The organism is Domibacillus mangrovi (genome assembly GCF_001906925.1).
GTDB lineage: Bacteria > Bacillota > Bacilli > Bacillales > Domibacillaceae > Domibacillus > Domibacillus mangrovi.
Genome location: NZ_MRWQ01000004.1, coordinates 142321 through 167255 on the forward strand (window position 1 = coordinate 142321; position 24935 = coordinate 167255).

Annotated in this window: 21 protein-coding genes; 10 read left to right on the forward strand and 11 right to left on the reverse strand. The window is 42.3% G+C overall.

Features of this window, described 5'->3' with window-relative positions; translation table 11 throughout:
* Window positions 1-77: 77 nt before the first annotated feature.
* A complete protein-coding gene (locus tag BLL40_RS04200) occupies window positions 78-899 on the forward strand; it encodes an SGNH/GDSL hydrolase family protein (RefSeq protein WP_159434190.1) in 822 nt (273 codons plus the stop codon).
* A 335-nt stretch (window positions 900-1234) separates the two neighbouring features.
* On the opposite strand, the gene gdhA is transcribed toward BLL40_RS04200, so the two are convergent.
* Together gdhA and BLL40_RS04210 are read right to left on the reverse strand one after the other, a co-directional pair.
* On the reverse strand, window positions 1235-2620 hold the full coding sequence (gene gdhA, locus BLL40_RS04205; RefSeq protein WP_073710671.1) for an NADP-specific glutamate dehydrogenase: 1386 nt from the start codon (window positions 2618-2620) through the stop codon (window positions 1235-1237).
* Window positions 2621-2888: 268 nt separating this feature from the next.
* Window positions 2889-4232, reverse strand: a complete 1344-nt coding sequence (locus BLL40_RS04210; RefSeq protein ID WP_073710672.1) for a sodium-dependent transporter — start codon at window positions 4230-4232, stop codon at window positions 2889-2891.
* Window positions 4233-4365: 133 nt separating this feature from the next.
* On the opposite strand from BLL40_RS04210, the gene purU reads away from it, so the two are divergent.
* On the forward strand, window positions 4366-5274 hold the full coding sequence (gene purU / locus BLL40_RS04215; protein WP_073710673.1) for a formyltetrahydrofolate deformylase: 909 nt from the start codon (window positions 4366-4368) through the stop codon (window positions 5272-5274).
* Between the two features lie 56 nt (window positions 5275-5330).
* Here purU and BLL40_RS04220 read toward each other — a convergent pair whose 3' ends face one another.
* Window positions 5331-6884 carry a sensor domain-containing diguanylate cyclase gene (locus BLL40_RS04220; protein WP_073710674.1) on the reverse strand — a complete coding sequence of 518 codons (1554 nt, stop codon included), beginning with the start codon at window positions 6882-6884 and terminating at the stop codon, window positions 5331-5333.
* A gap of 259 nt (window positions 6885-7143) precedes the next feature.
* On the opposite strand from BLL40_RS04220, the gene BLL40_RS04225 reads away from it, so the two are divergent.
* Window positions 7144-8988 (forward strand): cation:proton antiporter, encoded by a 1845-nt coding sequence (locus tag BLL40_RS04225; RefSeq protein ID WP_073710675.1) that lies wholly within the window; start codon window positions 7144-7146, stop codon window positions 8986-8988.
* Between the two features lie 333 nt (window positions 8989-9321).
* Here the strand turns inward: BLL40_RS04225 and scpC are convergent, their stop codons facing one another.
* Both scpC and BLL40_RS04235 read right to left on the reverse strand, forming a co-directional pair.
* Window positions 9322-10842, reverse strand: coding sequence for a succinyl-CoA:acetate CoA-transferase ScpC (scpC, locus tag BLL40_RS04230; RefSeq protein ID WP_073710676.1), 1521 nt, complete (start codon window positions 10840-10842; stop codon window positions 9322-9324).
* Between the two features lie 274 nt (window positions 10843-11116).
* Window positions 11117-11767 (reverse strand): LytTR family DNA-binding domain-containing protein, encoded by a 651-nt coding sequence (locus BLL40_RS04235; RefSeq protein WP_073710677.1) that lies wholly within the window; start codon window positions 11765-11767, stop codon window positions 11117-11119.
* Between the two features lie 269 nt (window positions 11768-12036).
* Here BLL40_RS04235 and ybaK point away from each other — a divergent pair, with 269 nt between their 5' ends.
* From ybaK to BLL40_RS04250, 3 genes are all read left to right on the forward strand, one after another.
* On the forward strand, window positions 12037-12516 hold the full coding sequence (gene ybaK / locus BLL40_RS04240; protein WP_073710678.1) for a Cys-tRNA(Pro) deacylase: 480 nt from the start codon (window positions 12037-12039) through the stop codon (window positions 12514-12516).
* A 112-nt stretch (window positions 12517-12628) separates the two neighbouring features.
* Complete coding sequence (locus BLL40_RS04245) at window positions 12629-12919, forward strand: hypothetical protein (protein WP_073710679.1); 291 nt, start codon at window positions 12629-12631, stop codon at window positions 12917-12919.
* 182 nt (window positions 12920-13101) lie between these two features.
* A complete protein-coding gene (locus BLL40_RS04250) occupies window positions 13102-14097 on the forward strand; it encodes a hypothetical protein (protein ID WP_073710680.1) in 996 nt (331 codons plus the stop codon).
* Here BLL40_RS04250 and BLL40_RS04255 read toward each other — a convergent pair.
* The 3 genes from BLL40_RS04255 to BLL40_RS04265 all read right to left on the reverse strand — a co-directional run bounded on the left by BLL40_RS04255 (window position 14088) and on the right by BLL40_RS04265 (window position 18162).
* Window positions 14088-14891 carry an alpha/beta hydrolase gene (locus tag BLL40_RS04255; RefSeq protein WP_083566264.1) on the reverse strand — a complete coding sequence of 268 codons (804 nt, stop codon included), beginning with the start codon at window positions 14889-14891 and terminating at the stop codon, window positions 14088-14090. The two genes, BLL40_RS04250 and BLL40_RS04255, sit on opposite strands and share 10 nt — an antisense overlap.
* A 772-nt stretch (window positions 14892-15663) precedes the next feature.
* Entirely contained in the window at window positions 15664-16746 is a 1083-nt protein-coding gene (locus BLL40_RS04260) for an AI-2E family transporter (RefSeq protein ID WP_073710682.1), read from the reverse strand.
* A 78-nt stretch (window positions 16747-16824) separates the two neighbouring features.
* Window positions 16825-18162, reverse strand: coding sequence for a YjiH family protein (locus tag BLL40_RS04265; RefSeq protein ID WP_073710683.1), 1338 nt, complete (start codon window positions 18160-18162; stop codon window positions 16825-16827).
* Window positions 18163-18377: 215 nt separating this feature from the next.
* Here BLL40_RS04265 and BLL40_RS04270 point away from each other — a divergent pair, with 215 nt between their 5' ends.
* Entirely contained in the window at window positions 18378-19250 is an 873-nt protein-coding gene (locus tag BLL40_RS04270; protein WP_073710684.1) for a Cof-type HAD-IIB family hydrolase, read from the forward strand.
* Between the two features lie 43 nt (window positions 19251-19293).
* Window positions 19294-20541 (forward strand): threonine ammonia-lyase IlvA, encoded by a 1248-nt coding sequence (gene ilvA, locus BLL40_RS04275; protein ID WP_095532819.1) that lies wholly within the window; start codon window positions 19294-19296, stop codon window positions 20539-20541.
* Window positions 20542-20615: 74 nt separating this feature from the next.
* Here ilvA and bshB2 read toward each other — a convergent pair whose 3' ends face one another.
* Window positions 20616-21317, reverse strand: a complete 702-nt coding sequence (gene bshB2 / locus BLL40_RS04280) for a bacillithiol biosynthesis deacetylase BshB2 (protein ID WP_073710831.1) — start codon at window positions 21315-21317, stop codon at window positions 20616-20618.
* A gap of 27 nt (window positions 21318-21344) precedes the next feature.
* On the reverse strand, window positions 21345-21692 hold the full coding sequence (locus BLL40_RS04285; RefSeq protein WP_073710686.1) for a YojF family protein: 348 nt from the start codon (window positions 21690-21692) through the stop codon (window positions 21345-21347).
* Window positions 21693-21816: 124 nt separating this feature from the next.
* Between BLL40_RS04285 and BLL40_RS04290 the strand changes: the two genes are divergently transcribed.
* Complete coding sequence (locus BLL40_RS04290; RefSeq protein WP_073710687.1) at window positions 21817-22380, forward strand: nitroreductase family protein; 564 nt, start codon at window positions 21817-21819, stop codon at window positions 22378-22380.
* 698 nt (window positions 22381-23078) lie between these two features.
* Here the strand turns inward: BLL40_RS04290 and pdxK are convergent.
* On the reverse strand, window positions 23079-23876 hold the full coding sequence (pdxK, locus tag BLL40_RS04300) for a pyridoxine/pyridoxal/pyridoxamine kinase (protein ID WP_073710689.1): 798 nt from the start codon (window positions 23874-23876) through the stop codon (window positions 23079-23081).
* Between the two features lie 354 nt (window positions 23877-24230).
* On the opposite strand from pdxK, the gene BLL40_RS04305 reads away from it, so the two are divergent.
* Window positions 24231-24914: a uracil-DNA glycosylase gene (locus tag BLL40_RS04305; protein WP_073710690.1), complete on the forward strand. Its 684-nt coding sequence runs from the start codon at window positions 24231-24233 to the stop codon at window positions 24912-24914.
* Window positions 24915-24935 lie beyond the last annotated feature (21 nt).

The window sequence follows — 24935 nt, forward strand, 5'->3', positions numbered from 1 at the left end:
TTAGGGAGTGGGGCATCATAATAAAGCGAAGCATCGTTGGCTGTTTGTTATGTTTAAGTCTCTTCGGAACACAGGCAGTGTATGCATCAGGGCTACACTATACGGCCATTGGAGATTCACTTGCTGCGGGGCAGACACCGAACCGCGAAATTGGTACAGGATATGCAGATATGATTGCAATGGCCATACAGCCAGAAGTCTATTCGAAAGAGTTGGCTGTGCCCGGATACACAGTCGATCAAGTGATTAAGCAGGTAGAAAGTGATGCAGGAAAGCGTGTAATTCGAAGTGCGGACCTTATTACGATTTCAGCAGGCGCGAACGATTTATTGCCGCTCATTCAAAATGATCCTTCGCGTGGCATACTAACATTTAATGCGATCACCACGGCCTTTGCGTTGAATGGGATACGTGAAGATTATGCGGTACTCCTGGATAAAGTGGAGGAATTGAATCCGGATGCCAATGTATATGTGATGGGATATTATTTTCCGTATCCGCACGTATTTGACCAGCATAAACCAGCTGTTCTGGAGCAGCTTAATATGTTAAATAGCATTATTAAGCAGGAAGCAGGAAGCGCAGGTGCCGTATTTGTGCCGGTTGCCGATCGTTTTGGGACAGATGCCGTCGACTATTTGCCAAATCCAGGGGACGTTCATCCAGGACCTGCTGGCTACTTAGAAATGGCGAATGCATTTTTAGACGTTTACGCGACAGGCAGTCCGGAAATACCAAAGTCGGTGCTCGATCAGCTGCCAGAACCGGTAACACTCGCAGAGCTCAGGGAAGCAGCGGCAACGAAACAAGAAGTCCAACTTGAACCGGCTGAAGAAGAGGTTGTTGTAATAGAAGGATGTACAAAAGAAGAAATCACGGAGGGGCGCCTTAAATCATAAGGCGTCTTTATCCCGCATTAACGGGCAGTAAGGCTCCAGCTTTAAGACTTCGAAAAGAAAAGGAGGATAAGCGGGGGATCAACTGCCCGTAAAAGCCCGATTGGTTCGGGCTGGCTGAAGCCGGTCACTCAGGTATTGCCGCAAGATGCGGTGCTCTTTACCTGAGTTCTTTTTTTATTCAGTGGGGCTAAGAGGAAGGCAGACTAAGATCGTCACGTCCTGTGACAACGTCTGCCTGATTCACATCCTGTGAACCTAACCCCCACTGAATGAAGTTTCACTTTATTTAACAAAAAAAGCACCCCAGACAAGTCTGAGGTACAGGAATTCATTTATTAAATGACACCTTGAGAAATCATTGCATCCGCTACTTTAACAAATCCGGCAATGTTGGCACCTACGACGAGATTGCCTTCATGACCAAACTCGGCAGCAGCTTCTTTGCTATTTTTGAAAATGTTTTTCATGATATTGTGCAGTTTTGCATCTACTTCTTCAAATGTCCACGGCACACGTGAGCTGTTTTGTGCCATTTCAAGGGCAGAAACCGCCACACCACCTGCATTTGCGGCTTTTGCAGGGCCGAATAGAACGTCATTTTTTAAGAATATTTCGATCGCTTCAAGCGTTGAAGGCATGTTTGCACCTTCACCAATTGCTTTTACGCCGTTATTCACAAGCATTTGTGCTGCTTCTGCATTAATTTCATTTTGTGTTGCACATGGGAGCGCGATATCGCAAGGAATGCTCCAAATACTTGAGCAGCCTTCCACATATTGTGCAGTTGGATGAACATTCACATATTCGCTGATACGTTTGCGTTCCACTTCTTTCAATTGCTTTACAGTTGCAACGTCAATGCCGTTTTCGTCGTAAATATAGCCGTTTGAGTCAGAACATGCAACAACTTTTGCACCGAGCTGTGTAGCTTTCTCAATGGCATAGATCGAAACATTGCCGGAACCAGATACAACAACCGTACGGCCATCAAATGTTTGGCCTTTATCTTGAAGCATCTCGTCTACAAAGTATACTGTTCCAAAACCAGTTGCTTCTGTGCGTGCTAAGCTCCCGCCGTATTGAATACCTTTACCTGTTAAGACGCCTGCTTCATAACCGCCACGAAGACGTTTGTATTGTCCAAACATGTAACCAATTTCGCGTGCGCCAACACCGATGTCACCTGCTGGCACGTCAATGTCCGGACCGATGTGGCGATACAATTCTGTCATAAAGCTTTGTGTAAAGCGCATCACTTCGTTGTCTGATTTGCCTTTCGGATCGAAGTCAGAACCACCTTTACCACCGCCGATCGGCTGGCCTGTCAGTGAGTTTTTGAAAATTTGTTCGAAACCGAGGAACTTAATGATACTTGCGCTAACAGACGGATGAAAACGAAGACCGCCTTTGTATGGCCCAATTGCGCTGCTGAATTGAACGCGGTAACCACGATTTACTCGTACATTGCCGTTATCATCAACCCATGGGACACGGAAAGAAATAATGCGTTCCGGTTCTACCATACGCTCAAGTATATTGTGTTGAATATATTTAGGGTTTTTTGCAAAAACTGGTGTCAATGATTCGAAAATTTCTTGCACCGCTTGATGGAATTCGCTTTCTCCGGGATTGCGTTTCTTTACGATCTCATATACATCGTCCACATATTTTTTAGCCGCTTGAAATTCACCTTGTGTCACTTCATTCGTGATTGTCGTCATGTGCAGTCCCACTTTCATAATTTAGTAATTTAAGTTAAGAACATCATATGCTGATCTATTCATCTCTTCAATGCTTTATTGGGATGGAATTAATGATCACTTGAGATGGTTTTAAAATGGAAGTTATGGAAGGGCTTTCTTTAGCTAAAAAAAGGGCTTTTTATATTAATTTGAGATTATTTATAATAAAGATGAATGTTTTTGATCTCGAAAAAAGAACAAAAGAAAAAAGCGTTCGCGAAATATTCATAATTTCGCGAACGCTTTTTTACTGATTAAACTGGCTGATCGTGTATACAAATACGATCACAATGGTAATTGGAACAGCCCATCTCATTAATAGAAGCCAGATTGAATACGTACTGCTCATTTTGTTCGCGCTTAAATAGTATTGTTCTTTTACGAGCGATTTATCCATACGCCATGCAATAAATAAAGCAATGAGTAAGCTGCCAAGCGGCAGAAGGATGTTACTGACGAGAAAGTCTGTTGCACCAAAAACGGTCCGTTTAAATAGCAGCACGTCAGACAGCGTGCTGAATGACAGCGCTGCTGGGATACCAGCAAGAAAAACAATTGCACCAGAAATCCATGAAATTTTCTTCCGAGAAGACTGTTTACCTTTCGTGAACGCTGCTGTAATAATTTCCAGCAAACTGAACGATGATGTGAGTGTTGCAAACAAGAATAATAAAAGGAACATAAATAAAAACAGTTCGCCAAACGGCAGCTGTGAAAAGACAGATGGCAGAACAACGAATAGCAGACCCGGTCCTTCCGCCGGCTCAAAGCCGAATGCAAAGACAACCGGAAAAATAGCCAAACCTGCAAGCACTGAGACAAAAATATTCATCAGGGCAACTGAGCCCGCGGATGCTGGGATGCTGACTTCTTTATTTAAGTATGAGCTGTACGTCACCATGCACGAAAACCCGACTGCTAGTGAAAAGAAAGACTGTCCGAGTGCATATAAAACAGCTTCTCCGGTAATCTTCGAGAAGTCCGGCTGCAAAAAGAACCGAACACCTTCCACTGCACCGTCAAGTGTTAGCGACCTTACAACGAGAATGATAAAGAAAATGAATAATGTTGGCATCATGTATTTGCTGGCACGCTCGATTCCGTTTCGCACACCAGCAGCGATGACAAGAATATTTAAAAGCATAAATATCGCATGCCCGCTAATGGTCAGCCAAGGATTCTCCGTCACAGTGCCAAATAGGGCGCTAGCATCACCGCCCTCAATGACATTGCCGAAGAGAGCCATACATGTATACATGAGCACCCAGCCGCCGACAACGCTGTAAAAGGATAAAAGCAGGAAGCAGCCAACGACACCGATTTTACCGGTAACCGTCCAAAATGAATCAGGAGCCAGCTTTTTATAGGCACTGACGGCTTCACGACCGGAACCTCGTCCGATAATGAATTCAGAAATGAGCATTGGCAAGCCGATTAAGAGCGTAAAAAGAATAAATAAAAGCAAAAATGCTCCGCCGCCGCTCTGCCCGGCCACATACGGAAATTTCCAGATTGCGCCAAGACCGATCGCTGCACCGGCTGATGATAAAATAAAGCCGATTTTCGACGACCATTGTTCCGTTTTTTCCATAGGAATCGCCTCCATATAAGGGATTTTCATTACACCACTATAGCATGAAAAAGCATAGTAGACCGAATATATTTTCAATGCTTGTAAAATCATATATAATGAAGTAATGAATATGACAACTGGAGTGTACAAAATGACTGTAAATATAAATGGATCAGAAAAAAGAGATGAACATGGAAATCGTCTGGAAAATCGTGGCCGCTTGCTCGTGAAATGTCCGGATGGACCAGGCATTGTAGCAGCGCTGTCGAAGTTTCTGTTCGAACAAGGAGCCAATATTATTGAATCAAGCCAGTATACGAGTGACCCTGCAGGCGGAACATTTTTTATCCGTATCGAGTTTGACTGCGAGTCGCTCGCTGACAAACGTCAAAAGATGGAGACGGACTTTGAAACGCTCGCGGAAAAATTTAAGATGGATTATCGTTTTGCTTACGGCGGTGACCGGAAAAGAACCGCAATTTTTGTTTCAAAAGAGCCTCATTGTCTTCGGGAGTTATTGTGGGAGTGGCAGAGCGGTGATTTGCAGACGGATATTGCGTTTGTCGCAGGAAACCATGAAGATACGCGCGGAATAGTTGAATCACTGGGTATTCCGTTCCATTATATTCCGGCAAATAAAGATATTCGCAAGCAAGTGGAAGAGGAACAGACCCGACTTGTAGAAGAGTACGATATCGATGTGATTGTGCTAGCTCGTTACATGCAAATTTTGACGCCGGAGTTCGTTGAGCGTTATCCAAATAAAATTATTAATATTCACCATTCATTTTTGCCAGCCTTTATTGGCGCGCGTCCATACGAGCGTGCTTATAACCGGGGTGTGAAGCTGATCGGTGCGACGTCGCATTACGTGACGAATGATCTTGATGAAGGCCCAATTATTGAGCAGGACATTGAACGTGTGGATCACCGCGATCATGCAGCGGATTTGAAGAAAATTGGTCGTTCGATTGAACGTCGTGTGCTGGCTCGTGCAGTAAAATGGCACCTTGAAGACCGCATCATTGTGCATGACAATAAAACGATCGTTTTTCATTAAGCAGAAAAGTCCAGGGAGTTGTTTCCTGGCTTTTTTATATAGAAAAAGCCTGTCGCTTATTCCATTGCGGCAGGTTCTTTGTAAAAAGAATATTGATTTTTCCCTCGTTCTTTAGCAATAAACATCGCTTCGTCCGCATATGAAATAAGTGTGTTTAGATCGGTTCCATGATCTGGATAAAAGCTGATACCGATGCTCGATGAAACGTAAGCAATCTGTCCATCGAGATCGATCGGTACGTTGATCGCTTCACGAATACGCTTGGCAACTTGAGAAACTTCTTCGTGCGTGTGAACATTTGGAAGGAATAAAATAAATTCATCACCGCCGAGACGAGAAACGATATCGGTTGTGCGCAAAATTTCGAGCAGTACGTTAGCGACATGTTTCAAAAGCTTGTCTCCTGCTTCATGGCCATACTGATCGTTTACCTGCTTAAATCCATCGAGATCCATAAACATAATAGCCGCACTGGCACCAAGTTCTTCGTTTGCGTTTAATTTGATACTCGCTTCTTTAAAAAAATAGGCCCGATTGGGCAGCCTCGTCAAGCTGTCTTCATACGCAAGTTTGACAATTTGCGAACGAGATTGTTCAACTGAGGACAAAAGTCGGTTAAATTCTCGTTCTAGTTTTGAAATTTCATCGTGTCCTTTTACGGGAAGCCGTAATGATAAATCATTTTTTGCTCGAATGTCTGCTACCGTTTTGACAAAAAAGTTGAGCCGTTTGAAAATGATCGTATTTAACAAGTATAGCCCGGTGATGGCTAAAATAGCTGTAATGGCGATTGTGAAAATGCCCCAGAGAAACATCGTTTGTCGGCCCTGTAAGTATATGTCGCGCGGTGCTTCAAAGCCAACAATTGCGCCCGGTTTGTTTTTATAATCATAGAGGGCTGCGTAGATCGTGTGAATCGATTCGCTATTGCGTTTAATCCATGTGGGAGAATTCATTATCCATGCATCCGGATCTGATGCTTTTTTCGGAATCGCTATATCCATTGGACTTTCAAAAAAAATAGGGAGCCGCGTTTCGCTGCGTAAATTTCGGATAGTAGGGGGATCAAAATGACGGCCGATCATCATAGTGCCAATCAAGTCACCTTCATTTGACTTAACCGGTGTCAACGCGATGATCAATACGTCACCGTTAACAACATACATACCAGAAAAAGGACCGGCAACAGTTAAAGACGGTTCGGTCTGTATGAAGGATAGAAGGCCGGGTGCGCTATTTTTGCTTATGCCTGTTTTAAAATTCACTCTTTTCTGAAAAATAACGTCGCTATTCTTGTTCATTAAAAGAACCGATGTAAATTGTTTCGTTAAAAAAGTATTGTTGTTAAAAAAAGAAGATGCATCTGTATTTTTTTCGATGACTGCATTCCTAATAAAATTCGAATCAGCATATTCATTGAGACGATTGACAAGTTGTGTTTCCATTTTATCAATAGCCACTAAGACACGCTTCATCTCTTCGGAATCGCGATTATTTTCAAGTGTTGTGAAACTGTTCAAAACAAAAATATGAGATACGATATATAAAGCGATCACAATAACTGCCATTGCTAGTAAAAAAAAGACACTAATTTTTTTCTGAAGGCTCATTGTTTTTTCTCCATATTTGGTAATGTGTATATTTTACTATATAATTTTCGGGAAGATTTGTAAACATAAAGAGTATATAAGTGGGCACAGCTCGTCCTATCCAGATGAATGGCATCTCTGTACAAATTTGGGATTTTGGTACCGATACTTAAAAAGAAAGAATAGCAGGTTCTTATGAAGCGGGGACGGCTTTTTTCGTGAAATACGAGAATAAACGCGGTAATATGTAGAAAGACTTACTAAAAGAGAGGACGATGTAATGTTTGATTCACTTTTATTTAATTTAATGACCATTCTCTTCATCGGGATTGCCTCCCAGTGGGTAGCATGGCGATTCCGACTTCCGGCGATCGTAGTTATGTCGGTAGCAGGGCTGCTTATTGGGCCGCTCTTCGGGTGGATAAATCCGAAAGATGTGTTCGATAACTTATTTCAACCAATTATATCAGCGGCTGTCGCGATTATATTATTTGAAGGAAGCTTAAACCTCGATTTTCGTGAAATCAAAACGGTTCGTCAGCCGATCCGGCGCATTGTGACGTTTGGCGCGTTTATCGCATGGATTTTCGGTTCACTCGCCGCACATTACATTGCTGGATTGTCATTGACGGTTGCATTCGTCATTGGCGGCTTGTTCATCGTTACGGGCCCAACAGTTATTTTGCCGCTGCTGCGTCAGGCAAAATTAAAACCGCGCACGGCAGCCATCTTGAAATGGGAAGGTATTGTTGTTGATCCGTTTGGTGCACTTCTTGCTCTGTTCGCATTTGAATTTATTAAATTTTTAACAGGCAAGGAATCGGTTGGGACACTGCTCGTCTTTTTAGCTGCTTCTTTATTTGCTGTTGTACTCGGAACATTATTTGGCGTGGGGCTTGGCAAAGCGCTTGAAAAAGGACGTATTCCGGAATATTTAAAATCACCGGTCATGTTTGTGGCGGTCATTACCTGTTTTACAATTGCCGATGAAATGATGCATGAAACAGGATTGCTTGCAGTTACGGCTATGGGGATTGTGATGGCCAATATGCATATTTCCTCCATAAAGGACATGCGCCATTTTAAAGAAAATATTTCAATTTTGCTTATTTCCACGATTTTTGTCATGTTAACAGCGTCATTGACAATCGATACGTTGATGGAAATATTTAATGTTCGTATTATAGCATTCGTTATTCTGATGCTGTTTATTGTACGGCCGCTGTCGATATGGCTGTCGACGATCGGCACGGATATGACGAATCAGGAAAAAACGCTTGTCGCCTGGATTGCGCCGCGGGGAATTGTAGCATTAACCGTATCGGGCTATTTTGCTGAATCGTTACTTAAAGCAGGATACGAAGATGCGGCAATATTAACACCGCTCACGTTTGCACTTGTGTTTTCAACTGTTGTTGCACATGGATTTTCGATTGGTTGGCTGGCTAAAAAGCTGGACTTATCATCAACAGATAAACCAGGTGTGCTGCTTGTTGGCGGCAATGCATTCACTGCAAAGCTTGGTCAAACGATGTATGAATTGAATATTCCAGTGCTCGTTGCTGATGAATCGTGGCAAAGGCTGAATATTGCCAGGCAGATGAATTTGCCGGTATACCACGGTGAAATCTTATCAGAAAGCACGGAATACCATCTCGAACTAACGCCATATGAATACATGATTGCAGCAACGGATGATGAAGCATATAATGCACTCGTCTGCTCAACATTTGTACCAGAAATGGGTCGTGTGAATTTGTATCAAATCGCAGCGGGTCCAGAGCGTACGCAAAAGACAAAGGAATTTAACAAAACAGTTGGTGGAAAAGTGCTATTTGACAGCGACGCCCATTTCCAAGCTTTAAATAGGCGCGCTGCTGGAAACTATGTTATCCGAAAAACGGATTTGACCGAACAGTACAGTTATGAAAAGTATTTGAGTGACCGGGATAAAGGCTCATTACTGTTGTTCATTGTGAAGCAATCTGGAAGACTGGAGTTTTACACGCGTGATGATTCACCAAAAGGGGAAGCGGGCGATAAAGTAATCAGCCTTGCGCCACCGCTGAAAGAATTCACAAAAATGAAGGAAAAGATCGTTGAAAAGCGGCGCGATCAATCATGAAAAAGCGGCCCCTAGGAGGCCGCTTTTTCTGACAGTAAATTAGAGAAAGTATGGAATGTATTATCGTTATATTTGACTCGTTAAATCCGGTTAATCGCTTAATTATAGTACTTGGTTTTGAAAATGCTTTCATTATAAAATGCATAAAAAGCCATAAAAAAGACATAAAGCAGAATTATTCGACTTAAATCACAAGTTATGAAAGAAAAAACAGCCTTTTTCAGCTGTTTTTTGTCATAGCAGACTATTTATCGTAAACGTCGGGCCGCTTGTATATCGTTTGATTTGAGAATGGATGTTGGAATCGTTTTCGTCAAAAGCGGCCGACTGACGTTACAAAGAGGGAGAAAGTTGTTTTTCAAGCATTGTTCCTTGGTCAGCGAGGCGTGTATGCCATGAAAAAGCCTTTTCAAGCATATGCGGTGTTTGACCTCCACGTAAAGATGCTTCTTCAAAATATTGAAGCAACTGATCTTTATACATCGGGTGTGCACAATTGTGAATAATGACAAGTGCTCGTTCGCGCGGTGCTAGCCCGCGCAAGTCCGCATATCCTTGCTCGGTGACGAGAATATCAACGTCATGTTCTGTATGATCAACGTGTGAAGCGAAAGGAACGATACTCGATATGATCCCGTTTTTAGCGGTTGATTTTGTTACGAAAATAGCTGTCCGAGCGTTTCGGGCAAAGTCGCCTGAGCCACCGATCCCATTCATCATTTTAGTACCAGATACGTGTGTAGAATTAATATTTCCATAAATATCCGCTTCAAGTGCGGTATTTATAGATAACAAACCGAACCGTCGAATGAGTTCAGGATGGTTTGAAATCTCTTGTGGACGGAGGATAAGTTTGTCCCGATACATTTCTAAGTTGGCATATACTTCATTCATTTTTTTTTCTGATAACGTAATGGAGCAGGCGGAAGCAAAGCGGATTTTACCGTGGTCAAACAAATCAAACACAGCATCCTGTAATACTTCGGAATACACTTCAAGATTTTCAAACTCTGAATGAATGAGCCCGTGTAGCACGGCATTGGCAACAGAGCCAATCCCAGATTGAAGTGGAGCCAATTCATTCGTAAGACGGCCTGCTTTTACTTCTTCTCTCAAGAAGTTAATGAGATGGGCGGCCATTTGTGCCGTCTCCTCATCTGGTGGAACAATCGTAGATGGAGAATCTAGCGATTGTGTAATGACAATGCCTTTGATTTTAGCCAGATCAACACGTATTCCTATTTCACCGATTCGTTCCTCAATAGATGTCAGCATAATCGGTCCGCGCTCCCCTTGCTCATTAGGGCTGTAAATATCGTGAAGTCCTTCCAGTTCAGCTGGCTGGGTAAGATTTAATTCAATAATGACATTCTTTGCTTTTTCAATAAAAATAGAAGAGTTTCCGACAGACGTTGTAGGGATGATAAGACCTTCTTCTGTAATAGCAACGGCTTCAATAATGGCATAATCAATCGGGTCTAGCACTTTACTCCGAATAAGTTCAGCTGTGTGGGACAGATGCTGATCAACAAAATAGAGACTGCCATCATTAATTTTTTTCCGCATCGATGAGTCGGCTTGAAAGGGGAGCCGTTTATGAATAATGCCTGCTTCCGCCATTAATTTATCAAGATCAAAGCCAAGTGAAGCGCCAGTAAAGACATTGATTTTAAAGGTTTCTGTTTTGGCACGTTCAATGAGTGACGTAGGTACAGCTTTCGCATCACCGGCTCGCGTAAACCCACTTAACCCAATTGTCATGCCGTCCTGAATCCAAGAAGCAGCTTCATCAGCTGAGACAATATGTGTATGTAAATCATTCATTCGTAATCGTTCTGTTATGTGTTGATCCACGATTCGATCCCTCCGATTCGTTTTTATCCCGCATTAACGGGTAGTAAGACCCCTACTTCAAGACTTCGAAAAGAAAAGAAGGATACGTGGGGGATCAACTGCCCGTAAAAGCCCGATTGGTTCAACTAACATTCAGTGGAGGATGAAGAAAACCCCCACTGAATGAAGTTTCACTTTATTAGTGTAACAAATAGTGAAAGGGCTTTCATTTGTGTGCGCATGAAAAGCCGCAAAAAAGACGCGAAAGAGAAATTTCGCGTCATGAAGCAGTATATTAATAATTGAGTGATTTCCGAAAAATACTCGTATACGTCTGTGTGACAGGGATTTTCGTTCTATCTTTCATAATGAGCAAAAAGGTAGAATGCGAATCTGGCTGAATTTCCTGAATGAAATGAACGTTCACAATATAGGAACGGTGGACGCGGATAAAAGAATCATCCGGCAGTGTAAACTCAAGCTCAGTTAAATTTAACTTATGATAACCGCTCCCGGTCTGTGCTTGTACTCTTGTTTTCCGGCCTTCTGATTCCAGATACATGACATCGCTGTAAGGAATCGGGTACCACTTATCTTCGGATTTAATTGTCAGTACATTGCGCGCAATCGGCGATGGTTTTGCCGGATAGATGGTGGTAATGGCACCGCTCACTTCATTATCATCAAAAATGGGTACGGACATAGCATAATATGGGATTCCATACACGTCACTCTCAATATACGTCGATACTTGATGCTTTTCTACTAATGCTTGATGTGTCACACTGCCTTTTTTAATCGGATCGCCAGCGTGAATGTGTAGGTCAACAAGACGGCTTGGCTGATAATAAATAAATTTTTTGCAGTTGGAAATAGCGACTGATGTGTTTGAGGGGAAAAATTCTTTCATCACTTCCATAATACTAGATACAGTAAGTTGATCCATTTTATCCACTCCTTTTGAATGGTTGTAGTACAATAATTTTAACATAAAGTGAAACTTCTATCAGTGGGAGGGTCATCCCCACTGAATAAAAAGGAACTCAAGTATTACCGCATCCTGCGGTAATACTTGAGTGACCGGCTTCAGCCGGCCCGAACCAATCGGGCCTTTACGGGTAGTTATCCCCCACAGATCCTTTATTGGTTTTTCTAAGTCTCAAAGTGAGGGATTGTACTGCCCGTTAATCTGCGATATAGATGGAGTGATTCAGTATGGCAAAAGGGAAAACAAATGCAATGCGGCTGCTTGATGCAGGGGGTATTGCATACAATATGTATGAATATGACAATAAAGATGGGAAAACGGATGGTGTATCTGTGGCAGGAAAAATTGATAAGGCCGTAGGGAATGTATTCAAAACACTTGTCACGCAGGGAGCAGCAGGGCTTTATGTATTTGTCGTTCCAGTTGAAGAAGAACTGGATTTGAAAAAAGCTGCTCGTGCCGCCAGTGAGAAAAAAATTGAAATGATTCCAGTGAAAGATCTTCAAAAACAGACGGGTTACATTCGCGGAGGTTGCTCGCCTATTGGGATGAAGAAGCTCTATCCGACTTATATTGACGCAAATGCTTTACATTTGGACTTCATGATTGTCAGTGCTGGGAAAGTTGGTGCACAGATCGAGCTAGCACCGATGGACTTAAAAATGATCGTAAATGCTACAATTTGTGAAGTTGTGAAGAAACCTTGAATAAAGTGTTAACAAATTGTGTATAGTTCATGGCATCTCTGTAAAAACGTTCTTTTTCACTGTTTTTTTCGTATACTGTAGTCATCAAAAGAAACAGGAGTTGAACCTCAACATGATGGTCGTTGAAAATCTTCTTGACGTGAAAAAATATTTCGCCGGTGAAGTAAAAGAAAACTTTGTTGTGCAGTATGAGAAAATGCTAAAATCCAGCGCATGTTATCAAGCAGGCGATTTACACGAAACAGAAGACGAAACAGCGGAATGCATTAAAGTCCTTCGTTCAACAGGTGAAGCAAGTTCAGTCATACGAATTAGTGAATATCCAATCGGCGCTGAATTCACATGCATTGACGAAGCGCTTGCTCGCATTCGGGAAGCACATAGCGATATTTTTAAACGATAAATAAAAGAGCAGTCAGTTCCTTTAAGGAGCTGGCTTATTTTATATGAACAATGCGAGGGAGTCAAAAATCGTAATGAGTGTTCAGAATAAGAGGGGCATGGTCACAAGTTGAGACAGTGTAGAGAAATTCTGGTATACATATTCTATTGTGGTCATATAGTTAGGCTTGAGGAGGTGGGCGGATGCATTATTTTACGTCAGGCCATACGTCGAGAGGATTCGTGCAGATGGCGGAGACGAATGTGTCAGATGTGCGTCAGTTTATTTTGCTGCGGGGCGGTGGAGAGTGTGCGCAGATGGAGTGTTTGAAAGAGATTGAGGGGCGGCTTCAAACAGAGGGCGTCCAATTTGATTCTATTCGCAGTCCGTGGAATGCGCTCATGCCGGAAGGACTTATTGTTGGTAATAAAGCGATCTGGTGTGGCAGTCTGGCACCGGATATACCAATTGAAGCAACAGTCCGTCATGCCGCTATTCATCCAGATATGCTATCGGCTCCGCCCGCACAGAAAACAGCACACATTGCTTATGATTGTTTTCGGGAAGCACTGTTCATTCATGACAAATGGGAATCGATTTTCATTAACCGATTTGATCCGAAAAAAGCAGATCGACTGGCACAGCACTGGATCACAGCTTTATTTCCGGGGAAATCTGAAGGTGAGAAACAAAAAACAATTCATCGCTTTCTCGGGGCAGCTACACCAACTGGACCCGTTGATTATATTCCAGAACTGACAGAAGGATTGAAGAAACGGTACTTAATTAAAGGAAGAGCAGGCACAGGCAAATCAACGTTTATGAAAAAAATTGCTGCTTTCTCGGAGCAGAAAGGTTATCGGACAGAAATGTATCATTGCGGGTTTGACCCGGCGAGCATTGATATGGTTATCGTTCGTGAACTTGGATTTGCGCTCTTTGACAGCACGGCACCTCATGAATATTTCCCTGGAAATAATGAAGTGGATGTTATTATTGACACGTATGCAGAACTTGTTGAACCTGGAACGGACGAGATGTATGCAAAAGAAATCGCTGCATTATCAAAGAGGTACTCTGAACTAATGGAGGAAGGAACGGCCCATTTGCTTGAAGCATACAAAGAAAAAGAGGCAGCACGGACGGCTACGCCTGCGGCTGCTTCAAGAACAGCAGAAATGATTTGGAATTATTTATAGGAAAAGAAATGCCCGATTTTTTCATCTACAATCGGTGTTTCGTGCAGACCGCTATGATCGATTGTTTTGTCATAAATAACATTAACATGATAGTTTTTTTTCGGTACGATCGCCTTTAAATGGAGCGCGCTTTTTACCGGTGTCACTTGATCGCCAGTACTAGCAATATTCAGTACGTCCGTTTCAGCAGGAAAATGTGTATGTCCGGCCGCAATTTGTGCAAGCGCAGGAGAGCCAGGCATTAAGTCGTACACGGCAGGACCGGTGTTTTGTGTAAACCACCGGCCGCCGGCGACCCCGTCAAATGGACTGCCAATCGTGACGAGTTTATCCGTGACAGGATGGCGCGCCGGGTCATACAGTTCCTGCAAAAACTTCACCGAGACAATACCGCCCATAGAATGACTGACGATGTTGACGCGATTGATCCCATATTCTTTTTTCAGCACTTGCATAACGGATGCGAGGGCATGGGATGTATCATCAAATGAAGCGCGGTTATTTTTAAATAATACTTGAATAAAAGCAGGTTTATTAGGGAGAGAAATATCTTCATGAACGAGCAGCCGGCCAGTCTTTGTCACATTTATCGTCAACGCCCGTGCTCCCCATCTGTACTCTTCAAATCGGGCAATCATCGTATTGAATGAGTTGGCATTCCCTTTAAAGCCATGTACAAACACGACTGCATCTACATATTGATTTTCTGACACGGCATGATCGTTTTTAGAAAGTGTTAAAAAGCTTACATATACAAAAGCAGCTGCCGCTAAAAATAAGCCGAATTTGCGCATGACCAGCCGTCCTCTCCACTAAACATGTAGTATCGTTTAGTGTACAAAGTTCCTACGGAAATATACAGGTTTGAATATACTGGGAAAAAGCAGGTGATAGGGGCGAAAGAGTTCATTGGTAAATGTGAAAAGTGTGGAGAAAGTATTTACTGCATGGATGGCTTTTTCTGTGGCATAAAGGAAAGCGGCAAACTGTTTTGTTTTAACTGTGCGGATGAAAAAAAATAAGAGCCTGCTTACAATGCAGTGCTCTTTTTTGTAATGCCGGGGGAAGACATATCACTGATTCATCATATACTGAAATTCCCGAAGTACCGCTTCTTTGTCGCATGTATTAAACAGTGAGCGTCTTTTTCAATAAGCCGAGAACCTGTGCCATTTTATTCCGCATTAACGGGGAGTAAGACCCCCGCTTCAAGCCGTCGAAAAGAAAAGGAGGATAAGCGAGGGATCAACTGCCCGTAAAAGCCCGATTGGTTCGGGCCGGCCGAAGCCGGTCACTCAGGTATTGCCGCAGGACGCGTCGCTCTTTACCTGAGTTCCTTTTTATTCAGTGGGGCTAAGAGGAACGCAGACTAAGATCGTCACGTCCTGTGACAACGTCTGCATGATTCACATCGTGTGAACCTAACCCCCACTGAATCCCACTGAATGAAGTTTCACTTTATTCTTTATGTAATTTCGTTTCGTCCGAATCAGCTTTAAATTCATCAAAACGAGATGGCTTAATTGTTCTTTATTCATAAAAGCACAATGCAGGGTAAAGAGCTGGTTAATCGACTTCTTTTCCCGCAACTTCACGGATTTCTGTTCGTTTTTGGTACAAGTTCGACAAGATTGTTTTAATAACAGCATATGTTGGGATGGCGAGAATAATTCCCCAGAGACCAGCGATGTTACCAGCTGCCAGAATGATCGTGATCACTGTCAGCGGATGAATATCAAGTGCTTTGCCCATAACGTTTGGAGAAATAAAATTGCTTTCAATTTGTTGGGCAACGAGCATGATAATCCCGACATAAATGACCATTTGCGGCTCTTGACTGTATGCAATGAATATGGCTGGAACAACGGCGATATATGGGCCAAGAAACGGAATAACATTTGTGAACATTCCAAACATTGCAAGCAACAGTGCGTAATCAAGGCCGATAATTAAATATCCGATTAAAAGCATGACGCCCACGAGAAAGCTGACCAAAAGTTGTCCTTGAATGTATGAACGAAGTGTCACGTCTAGATCATGAAGTGTATGACGAATCCATGTTTTTCGTTCTCCGGAAAAAAAGCCAGCAACAAATGGTGCAAATTTTTCATGGTCTTTCAGCATGTATACGAGGAAGAATGGCACGAGAATAATTAAAAATAGTCCCTGTACGAACGATTGAATAAAGCTGATCAGCCGTGAACTAAAGCCCGTTACGTACTCATTCAGTTTGCCAGTTACATTTTCGAGAGATTCAATCGCAGCAGGTGGAAGACGGTCTTTTTGATTCAACACGAAATCCATCGCCTTTTCTCCTTCTATTATCATTTGAGGCAAGTTATCAACGAGTGAACTCACCTGACTATTCACGACCGGAGCAATTAGAGCATAAATAAGCCAGAAAACAAGTCCAATGATGACCATAACAGTGCTCAATGACGCCCAGCGCGGAAGTTTCTTTAATTCAAGCCATTTCATAATCGGACGCGTTAAATAAAATAAAACGCCTCCAAGCAAAGCGGGCAGGAAAATGGTTGTCGCAACGATCACGAGCGGATGAAATACTTCATGAATTTCTTGAAACATAAAAATAATGAGCATGGCAAGTAATATGCCAATTCCAGTCTGAAACCAGAGCTTATTTGTCACATAGACACATCCTTTCTATATGTCAACATACCATATTTACCCGTCTATACGAAAAAAAAGCCGAAGAGTTCCGGCTTTTTAAAAATAAATATGTGCAACGCCTGCAATAATAGGTAATGAAATGAGTGTACGGATGAGAAAAATAATCAGTAAGTCTTTAAATGAAACGGGAATCTTCGTTCCAAGAAGCAGTCCGCCCACTTCAGACATATAAATAAGCTGCGAAACAGACAAAGCTGCGATGACAAATCTCGTCAATTCACTTTCGATTCCTGAGCCAATAATCGCCGGAAGGAACATATCAGCAAACCCAATCATAATCGTTTCGGACGCTTCCTGTGCAAACGGAATTTGCAATAATTCAAGAAGTGGGATGAAAGGCATGCCCAGCCACTGAAATAAAGGTGTTGTTTCCGCAATAATAAGTGCTGTTGTTCCGAGCGCCATCACGATTGGGGCAACACCAAGCCACATATCAAGTACATTTTTAAAGCCATCTTGCACGGTTTCTAATAAACCGTTTTTGTTGGCGCGTTTCACTGCCTGCTTGTAGCCATATGAAATAGCTGTATAGCCTTTAGGAATGGCTTCATCATCGTCTTGACGCGGTTTTTCATTAATAAATGTATCGGCTTTTCTTGAAAGTGGTGGAATACGAGGCATAATAAGTGCACAGGCGATTCCGGCTAAAACAACCGTCAAATAAAACGGAATGAAATAGTCCGCAAGTCCGACCTGATCAATGACGACAAGACAAAATGTAATCGAAACAACAGAGAACATTGTGCCAATAATGGCTGCTTCTTTTTTCGTATAAAAGCCTTGTTCATACTGCTTGCTCGTGAGCAGTACACCAATTGTTCCATCACCGAGCCATGAAGCAAGTGCATCAATTGATGACCGCCCTGGCAGTTTAAATAACGGACGCATTATTTTTGTAAGCGAGTAGCCGACAAATTCAAGCAAACCGAAATTTAAAAGAAGCGGCAACAAAAGCCCAGCAAATAAAAAGACCGAAAATAAGACAGGCAAAAGGCCGATGAGCAACGTGCCGCCCGTTTCATCAGACCAAACAGCTTTTGGGCCGAGTTGGAAATATGTCATGACGGCAAAAATAGCGCCGACAACACGGACAACAGTCCATACGGGTGAAACATTAAACAAAGTGGTCATAAAAGCAGAGTGACGGACGAAAGCAGGACGTATTACTTTCACGACAATCGTCGCACATGCAGCGAAGATGATTAAAACGGTCATAATCGCTGGGATGAGCGCCCCAATCCAGCCTTGCAGCGCATTGGACATAATTGCAATCGGAATCGTCAATCCTTCTTGCACAGGTATCGGTGTCATGAACAACAAAATCCCAATCAATGACGGAATAATAAACAGCCATGGGGATGTTTTTTCATGCATATATAAAATCCTTTCTTTGTATAAACATTCATACCTTGCACAGTTTAATACATCTATTCCCCAAAATCTACGAAATTAGTCGTATTCATAAAATACAGATTTTTGCTAACGCTTTCAATTGCTGACACTGGTAGATCATCGTCTTTTTGCGTATTTTGAAGAACTTTCATGTTAGAATTAAGAAGGAATTAAATATAAATGAGAAGGTGAAAAGAATGATTACAAGCATCGCAACGGACATGGACGGCACGTTATTGAACGGAGCAATGGAAGTGAGCGAAGCAAATCGTGACGCAATTAAAAAGGCACAGAAACTTGGTGTGGAAGTGATTGTTGCAACAGGGCGCTCATATGTAGAAGCCCGCTTTGCACTTGAAGGTTCAGGCATTGAGTGCCCGATTATTGCTGTCAATGGCGCGGAAATTCGTAACGAGGCCGGGGACATTATTCAATTCACTGCACTCGAAGATGATATAGCTTCTGATATTTATCATTGTTTAAAAGATGTCGATGTGTATTTTGAAGTGTGCACAAATCATGGTACATATACGGATAATCCTGATAAAGCGGTTGAACTGCTCATTGACATTGTCTTATCAGCCACTCCAGAAACACCAATCGAAGAAATTCGTGAAAAGGCGCAACAACGTATAAAAGAGAAACTCATTTTACCAATAGACGAATATGAACCCCTCATTCATGACAACGATCATCATATTTACAAGTTTTTCGTTTTTTCAACAGACGATGATGTATTGCAAGTAGCATCAGACCGTCTTGCAGGCATTGCAGGCATTGTTGTTAGTTCGTCTGGGAATGAAAACTTGGAAGTGACAAGTGAGCTCGCACAAAAAGGGATTGCACTCGAAGCTTTTTTAGCATCTAAAGGGTTGTCGATGAATGATGCATTTGCAGTTGGCGACAATTATAACGATTTATCGATGCTTGAGAAAGTTGGATATTCATATGCGATGGGCAATGCACATGAAAACATTAAACGAGCATGCCGATTTGAAACAGCTAGTAATAATGAAAATGGTGTCGCGCAAGCGATTGAAGATGTACTGGAACGAAGTATGGTCAAATGATACAATTATTCTTAAAATTCGTACTTAAAAAGGAGAAATTGTCTTGTCGAAAGTATCAATCGAAGAAATCGTTGTAGCAAATCAAGTATTGAAAGATGTTGCTAGCAGAACGCCGCTTCAAAAAAATGAAATTTTATCGGCGCGTTATGGCTGTAATATATATTTAAAAAGGGAAGACTTGCAAATTGTCCGCTCCTTTAAACTGCGCGGAGCCTACAATTTTATCCGCAGTTTGACAGAAGAAGAACGGGCGAAAGGTGTCGTGTGTGCAAGCGCTGGCAACCATGCGCAAGGTGTAGCCTATTCATGCCATGCACTTGGAATTGAAGGGAAAATTTTCATGCCGTCGACAACACCGGGCCAAAAAGTGTCGCAGGTGAAACGATTCGGCGGTGAAAATGTATCGGTCGTCCTAACGGGCGATACGTTTGATGATTCATATACAGCTGCGATGGAATATTGCACAGCAGAAGAGAAAGTATTTGTTCATCCTTTCGACGACCACCGAACGATTGCCGGACAGGGCACAGTCGCTGTTGAAATCATGAACGATGTGCAGGTGCCAATTGATTACATGTTCTGTGCCATTGGCGGCGGCGGGTTAGCTGCAGGTGTTGGTTCGTATTTAAAAGGCATCAGCCCGAATACGAAATTGATCGGTGTTGAGCCAGCAGGTGCAGCAGGGATGAAAGCATCGTTAAATAAAGGCGAAGTCACACGACTTGACACGATTGATCCATTCGTTGACGGTGCAGCTGTGAAGCAAGTTGGCAATTTGACGATGGACATTTGTATGGACGTGCTCGATGGTATTTCCGTCATTCCAGAAGGGAAAGTATGTACAACAATTTTGCAGCTTTACAACGAGAGTGCGATCGTCGCTGAACCGGCCGGCGCATTATCTGTTGCGGCACTCGACTTTTACAAAGATGAAATTAAAGGGAAAAATATCGTCTGCATCATTAGTGGAGGTAATAATGACATTGAACGAATGCAGGAAATTAAAGAGCGCTCGCTTATTTATGAAGGGCTTAAGCATTATTTCATTGTTACGTTCCCACAGCGTGCCGGTGCACTTCGTAAGTTTATGGCTGAAGTACTTGGTGAGCAGGATGACATTGCCCGCTTTGAGTACACGAAGCGGACAAATCGTGATGAAGGTCCAGTGCTGGTTGGCATTGAGCTGAAATGTAAAGAAGACTATGCTCCACTCGTGAAGCGTATGAAAGAAAACGGCTTCCCGTACATGGAAATCAACAACGATCCGTTGCTGTTTAATTTGTTGATTTAAGCAGATCTATTCTGGTGGAAACAGAACAAAAGCGGAATATAGCGAAAAACGCAGGCATTGTAGCCCTGCGTTTTTTATTTAATTTCGGTTACTTTGTCATTTTCATCAAATGTGTATGTCCAGAAGTGCTCATAATTAAATCGATCTTGCAGTTCGCTTCCTTCTTGCGCTACACCGGATTCAAGCTCTTTTAACATCCAGATCGTCTGCGAAATGTGGGCTTTCATTGCCTCCATTTTTTGATCATATACATGGCGGATATCATAACGGATATCGGCTGCACCGATTTCTTCAGCTGTATTGTTAGCAAAAGCTACGCAGTGAAGCTTTGGCCGTTTTTCCTCATCCATTGCCCGTACGGCACGAACGACAGCACGTGCCGTTGCTTCATGATCCGGGTGAACCGAGTAGCCTGGGTAAAATGTAATCACGAGTGATGGATCAAGTTCATTAATTAAGTCAGTCATCATATTCATCATTTTTTGATCATCTTCAAATTCAAGGGTTTTATCGCGCAAGCCCATCATACGTAAATCTTGAATTTTAATCGCTTCCACGGCTTTTTTGAGTTCTGCTTTGCGAATATCTGGAAGCGACTCACGTGTCGCAAAAGGGGGATTTCCAAGATTTCGTCCCATTTCGCCGAGTGTGAGGCACGCGTATGTAACGGGTGTTTCACGTTTTGTATGAATGGCGATCGTGCCGGATACGCCGAATGCTTCATCATCAGGGTGCGGTAAAATAACAAGGACGTGCCGCTCCTGTTCAACTTCCATCGTTTTCATGTTCTCATCCCTTTCCTTTTACTTAAATGGCGTTGTACCCATTTGCAAGGCAACCGCCAGTTTTCCATCAAAGTCATGGCCCGCCATGAGCAAATGCCCATCTTCATCAAATCCATAATGCGTCAATCCTTCTGCGTATACCCAGCCAATTTCGAGCTTTAGTCCAACCCGATACGGTCCATCACCAACAATTTTGCCATGTTCATATGTAAGTTTTGCATTGCGGATATAAGCACCTGCAGAGAAAAACTTTTCGTCAAAGTGTGATGCATATGCACCGTTCGTCGTTTCCAGATGAAGATAAATTTCATCACCGGCAAATCGGTTTACGAGCTCCTGCACTTTTTCCGGTAAAATTGGTTCCATGCCGTTAAACCCTCCAGTCAAAATCAATTCTTTGTTTATTGTACTAAAACTTTATCCAATTGGCGAAAATCTAGCTTTTTGAGTATGATGAGAAAGGAAAATAATTTGAATAGGGGTGTTTGTTATGAGCCAATCGATAAAAACAATTATTAAGGAACGCCGCTCGATTAAAAAATTCAATGGCCGTCCGGTAGAACAGTCTGATGTAACTGCTGTTTTAGCGGATGCCGCGTGGGCGCCGAACCATGGGAATCGTGAACCGTGGCGCTTTATTGTGGCAGCAGAAAGTGGACTTGATGCAATCCGCACGACGATGAAAGAATGCACAATTCCGAATTGGGAAGCACTCTCTCCTGAAGAACTTGATAAAAAGATTGCTGGATTTAAGCTGCCTGGTGCATTTGTTTTTGTAGTGGTGCCAGAAGATGCTCGTCAAAAAGAAAGACTAGAAGACTATTCCGCAACGAGCGCGCTTGTTCAAAATGCACAATTGCTCGCATGGGAGAAAGGAATCGGCACATGCTGGAAAACGCCAGCGTGGATGGATGCACCGAAATTTAGAACAGCACTTGGTGTGAAACCGGGTGAGCGAATTCTTGCTATGCTTCAATTTGGCTATTATGATGAATTGCCAAAAGCAAAGCCACGCACACCAATCGAACAAAAAATCACATATTTTAGAAAATGAAAAACGGCTTAAGAGTCGTTTTTTTTATTCGGACAAAATTTACAGTAATTAGTGCTAGTGTTCAAAAAAAGGGGGAAGTAATCAAAAAGTATGATGAGCGGTTGGAAATAAGTAAGCAGAACCTATGATTACTCTTTTTTAATAAGGCTCTTTTATATGATGATGTTGATATTACATGAAAAAATAGACCATCCTTTTTGATGATCTTACTCTTTAACTAAAGTAACCAGTTAACTGAAGAACAATAGGCATTATTTTGAACTATAATCTTAGAATTTTAACAGTTATAATGATGAACAGTAAAATGATATTTACCCAGACAAAAAATCTAATCATAAATTCTGCCCAAAACTTCCTATGCAAACCAAAGTAAAGGATAATGCCATAAAATAAGAGGCTACTAGCTATACGAAATCCGGAAATTTTTTCAATTCCCAAATTAAAAATATCAATGAATGTATTTATTAAAACAGTGATAATAAATACAAATAGGTATATCTTATATTTTTTTTCTTTTTTCTTGGACTCATATTTAAATTCATACATTTTTATTACCTCAAATGATCTTCTTTTTTCCTTAGATTAACAAATATGTACTTCAATTATTCTGCCACTATAATTTAACAAGAAAATCAACAATAAACTTTAACAGAGCCTTTAAAAAAACCGCCGGGGGGCTTGCCCGGCGGTCTCAAAACTTATTTTTGATTGTACGCTCCATGCATAACCGGACCTACGTATTCGTTCAGCTTCCAGCCATGTTGGATAGCGGCGTTAACAAATTCTTTTGCATGATTAACTGCTGTTTTTACGTCGTGGCCGTTCGCAAGGTTTGCAGTGATCGCTGCTGCAAATGTGCAACCGGCGCCGTGATTGTACGTTGTATTATGTTTTTCACCTTCAAGCAAAATAAATTCATTACCATCATAGAAAAGATCAATCGCTTTGTCATGCTCCAGCTGTTTACCGCCTTTAATAACAACATTTTTCGCCCCAAGTTCATGAATCTTTTTCGCTGCTTCTTTCATATCGTCAATCGTACGGATTGGGCCAACACCGGATAGCTGCCGTGCTTCAAACAGGTTCGGTGTAACAACAGTGGCAAGTGGCAACAATAAATCGCGCGTTGCTTCTGCGGCTTCTGGATTCAATACTTCATCTTCGCCTTTGCAGACCATCACCGGGTCGATGACGACTTTTTCCACGCTATTTGCTTTAATTGACGCTGCAGCCGTCTGGATGATTTCCGGTGTAGCGAGCATACCGGTTTTCAACGCATCAATGCCTGTTGACATGGCTGTTTTCAACTGTGCTTCAAGCACATTAACCGCAAGAGGGAATACGCCGTGGCTCCAGCCGTTTTCGGGATCCATCGTTACGATCGTCGTAAGGGCTGTCATCCCGTATGTATCATGCTCCTGGAATGTTTTTAAATCGGCCTGAATGCCAGCTCCGCCGCTTGTATCAGATCCTGCAATCGTTAATGTTTTTTTCATGGTGAAAATACCTCCTTCTAAATACACTTTCTCTAGTGTAAAAAACTATTGGCAAATGTACAAGAAATAATGTCAACGTCCTTTTTCGAAGGACACTGTTATTGATGTGGTCCTTGCTTCTGCCAAACGCTCAGATTCGTCATTATGATGTGCAAATCCATCAATATCACCCTTCACAAATCGATCTTACATAAATTGAGTGGTAGTCCGCACTGCTTCTGTATAATCATTTACCACTTTGACGGTATATGAAAGGGGAAACTTTTCCCTTTTCTGTACTGCTCCCTTTTTAGCGACCCACATTATTTTCAAACAAAGGCTGGCTCGATTATAATGGACCAAGAGGTGATTAAAATGACAAAACAAATTTTAAAAAACGATTGGGGTCCGCTATTGGAATCCGAATTTGACGCGCCATATTATAAGCAGCTCAGGTCCTTTTTAAAAGAAGAATATAAAAGCAGCATCATTTATCCAAATATGGATGACATTTTCAACGCTCTCCATTTTACCCCATATGAAAATGTGAAAGTCGTCATTCTAGGGCAGGATCCCTATCACGGGCCGGGACAGGCGCATGGACTTAGTTTTTCCGTGCAACCGGGTATTGCACCGCCACCTTCACTTAAAAATATATATAAAGAATTGAATACAGATCTCGGTTGCCCTGTGCCAAGTCATGGCTATTTGAAGCAATGGACGGATGAAGGCGTGTTGCTGTTAAATACAGTGCTGACTGTACGGGATGGACAGGCTCATTCACACCGTGGGAAAGGGTGGGAGACTTTCACAGACCGTGTCATTACACTCATTAGCGAGAGGGAAAAACCTGCTGTTTTTTTGCTTTGGGGCCGACCAGCTCAAAGTAAACGGTCTTTAATTGATGAAAACAAGCATCGAGTCATTCAATCGCCGCATCCGAGTCCGCTGTCTGCATCTCGTGGCTTTTTCGGAAGCCGTCCATTTTCAAAGACGAATGACTGTCTGAAAGAAATGGGTGAGGCACCGATCAATTGGTGTTTGAACGAATTGTCGTAAAGGTTTCACGTGAAACATATG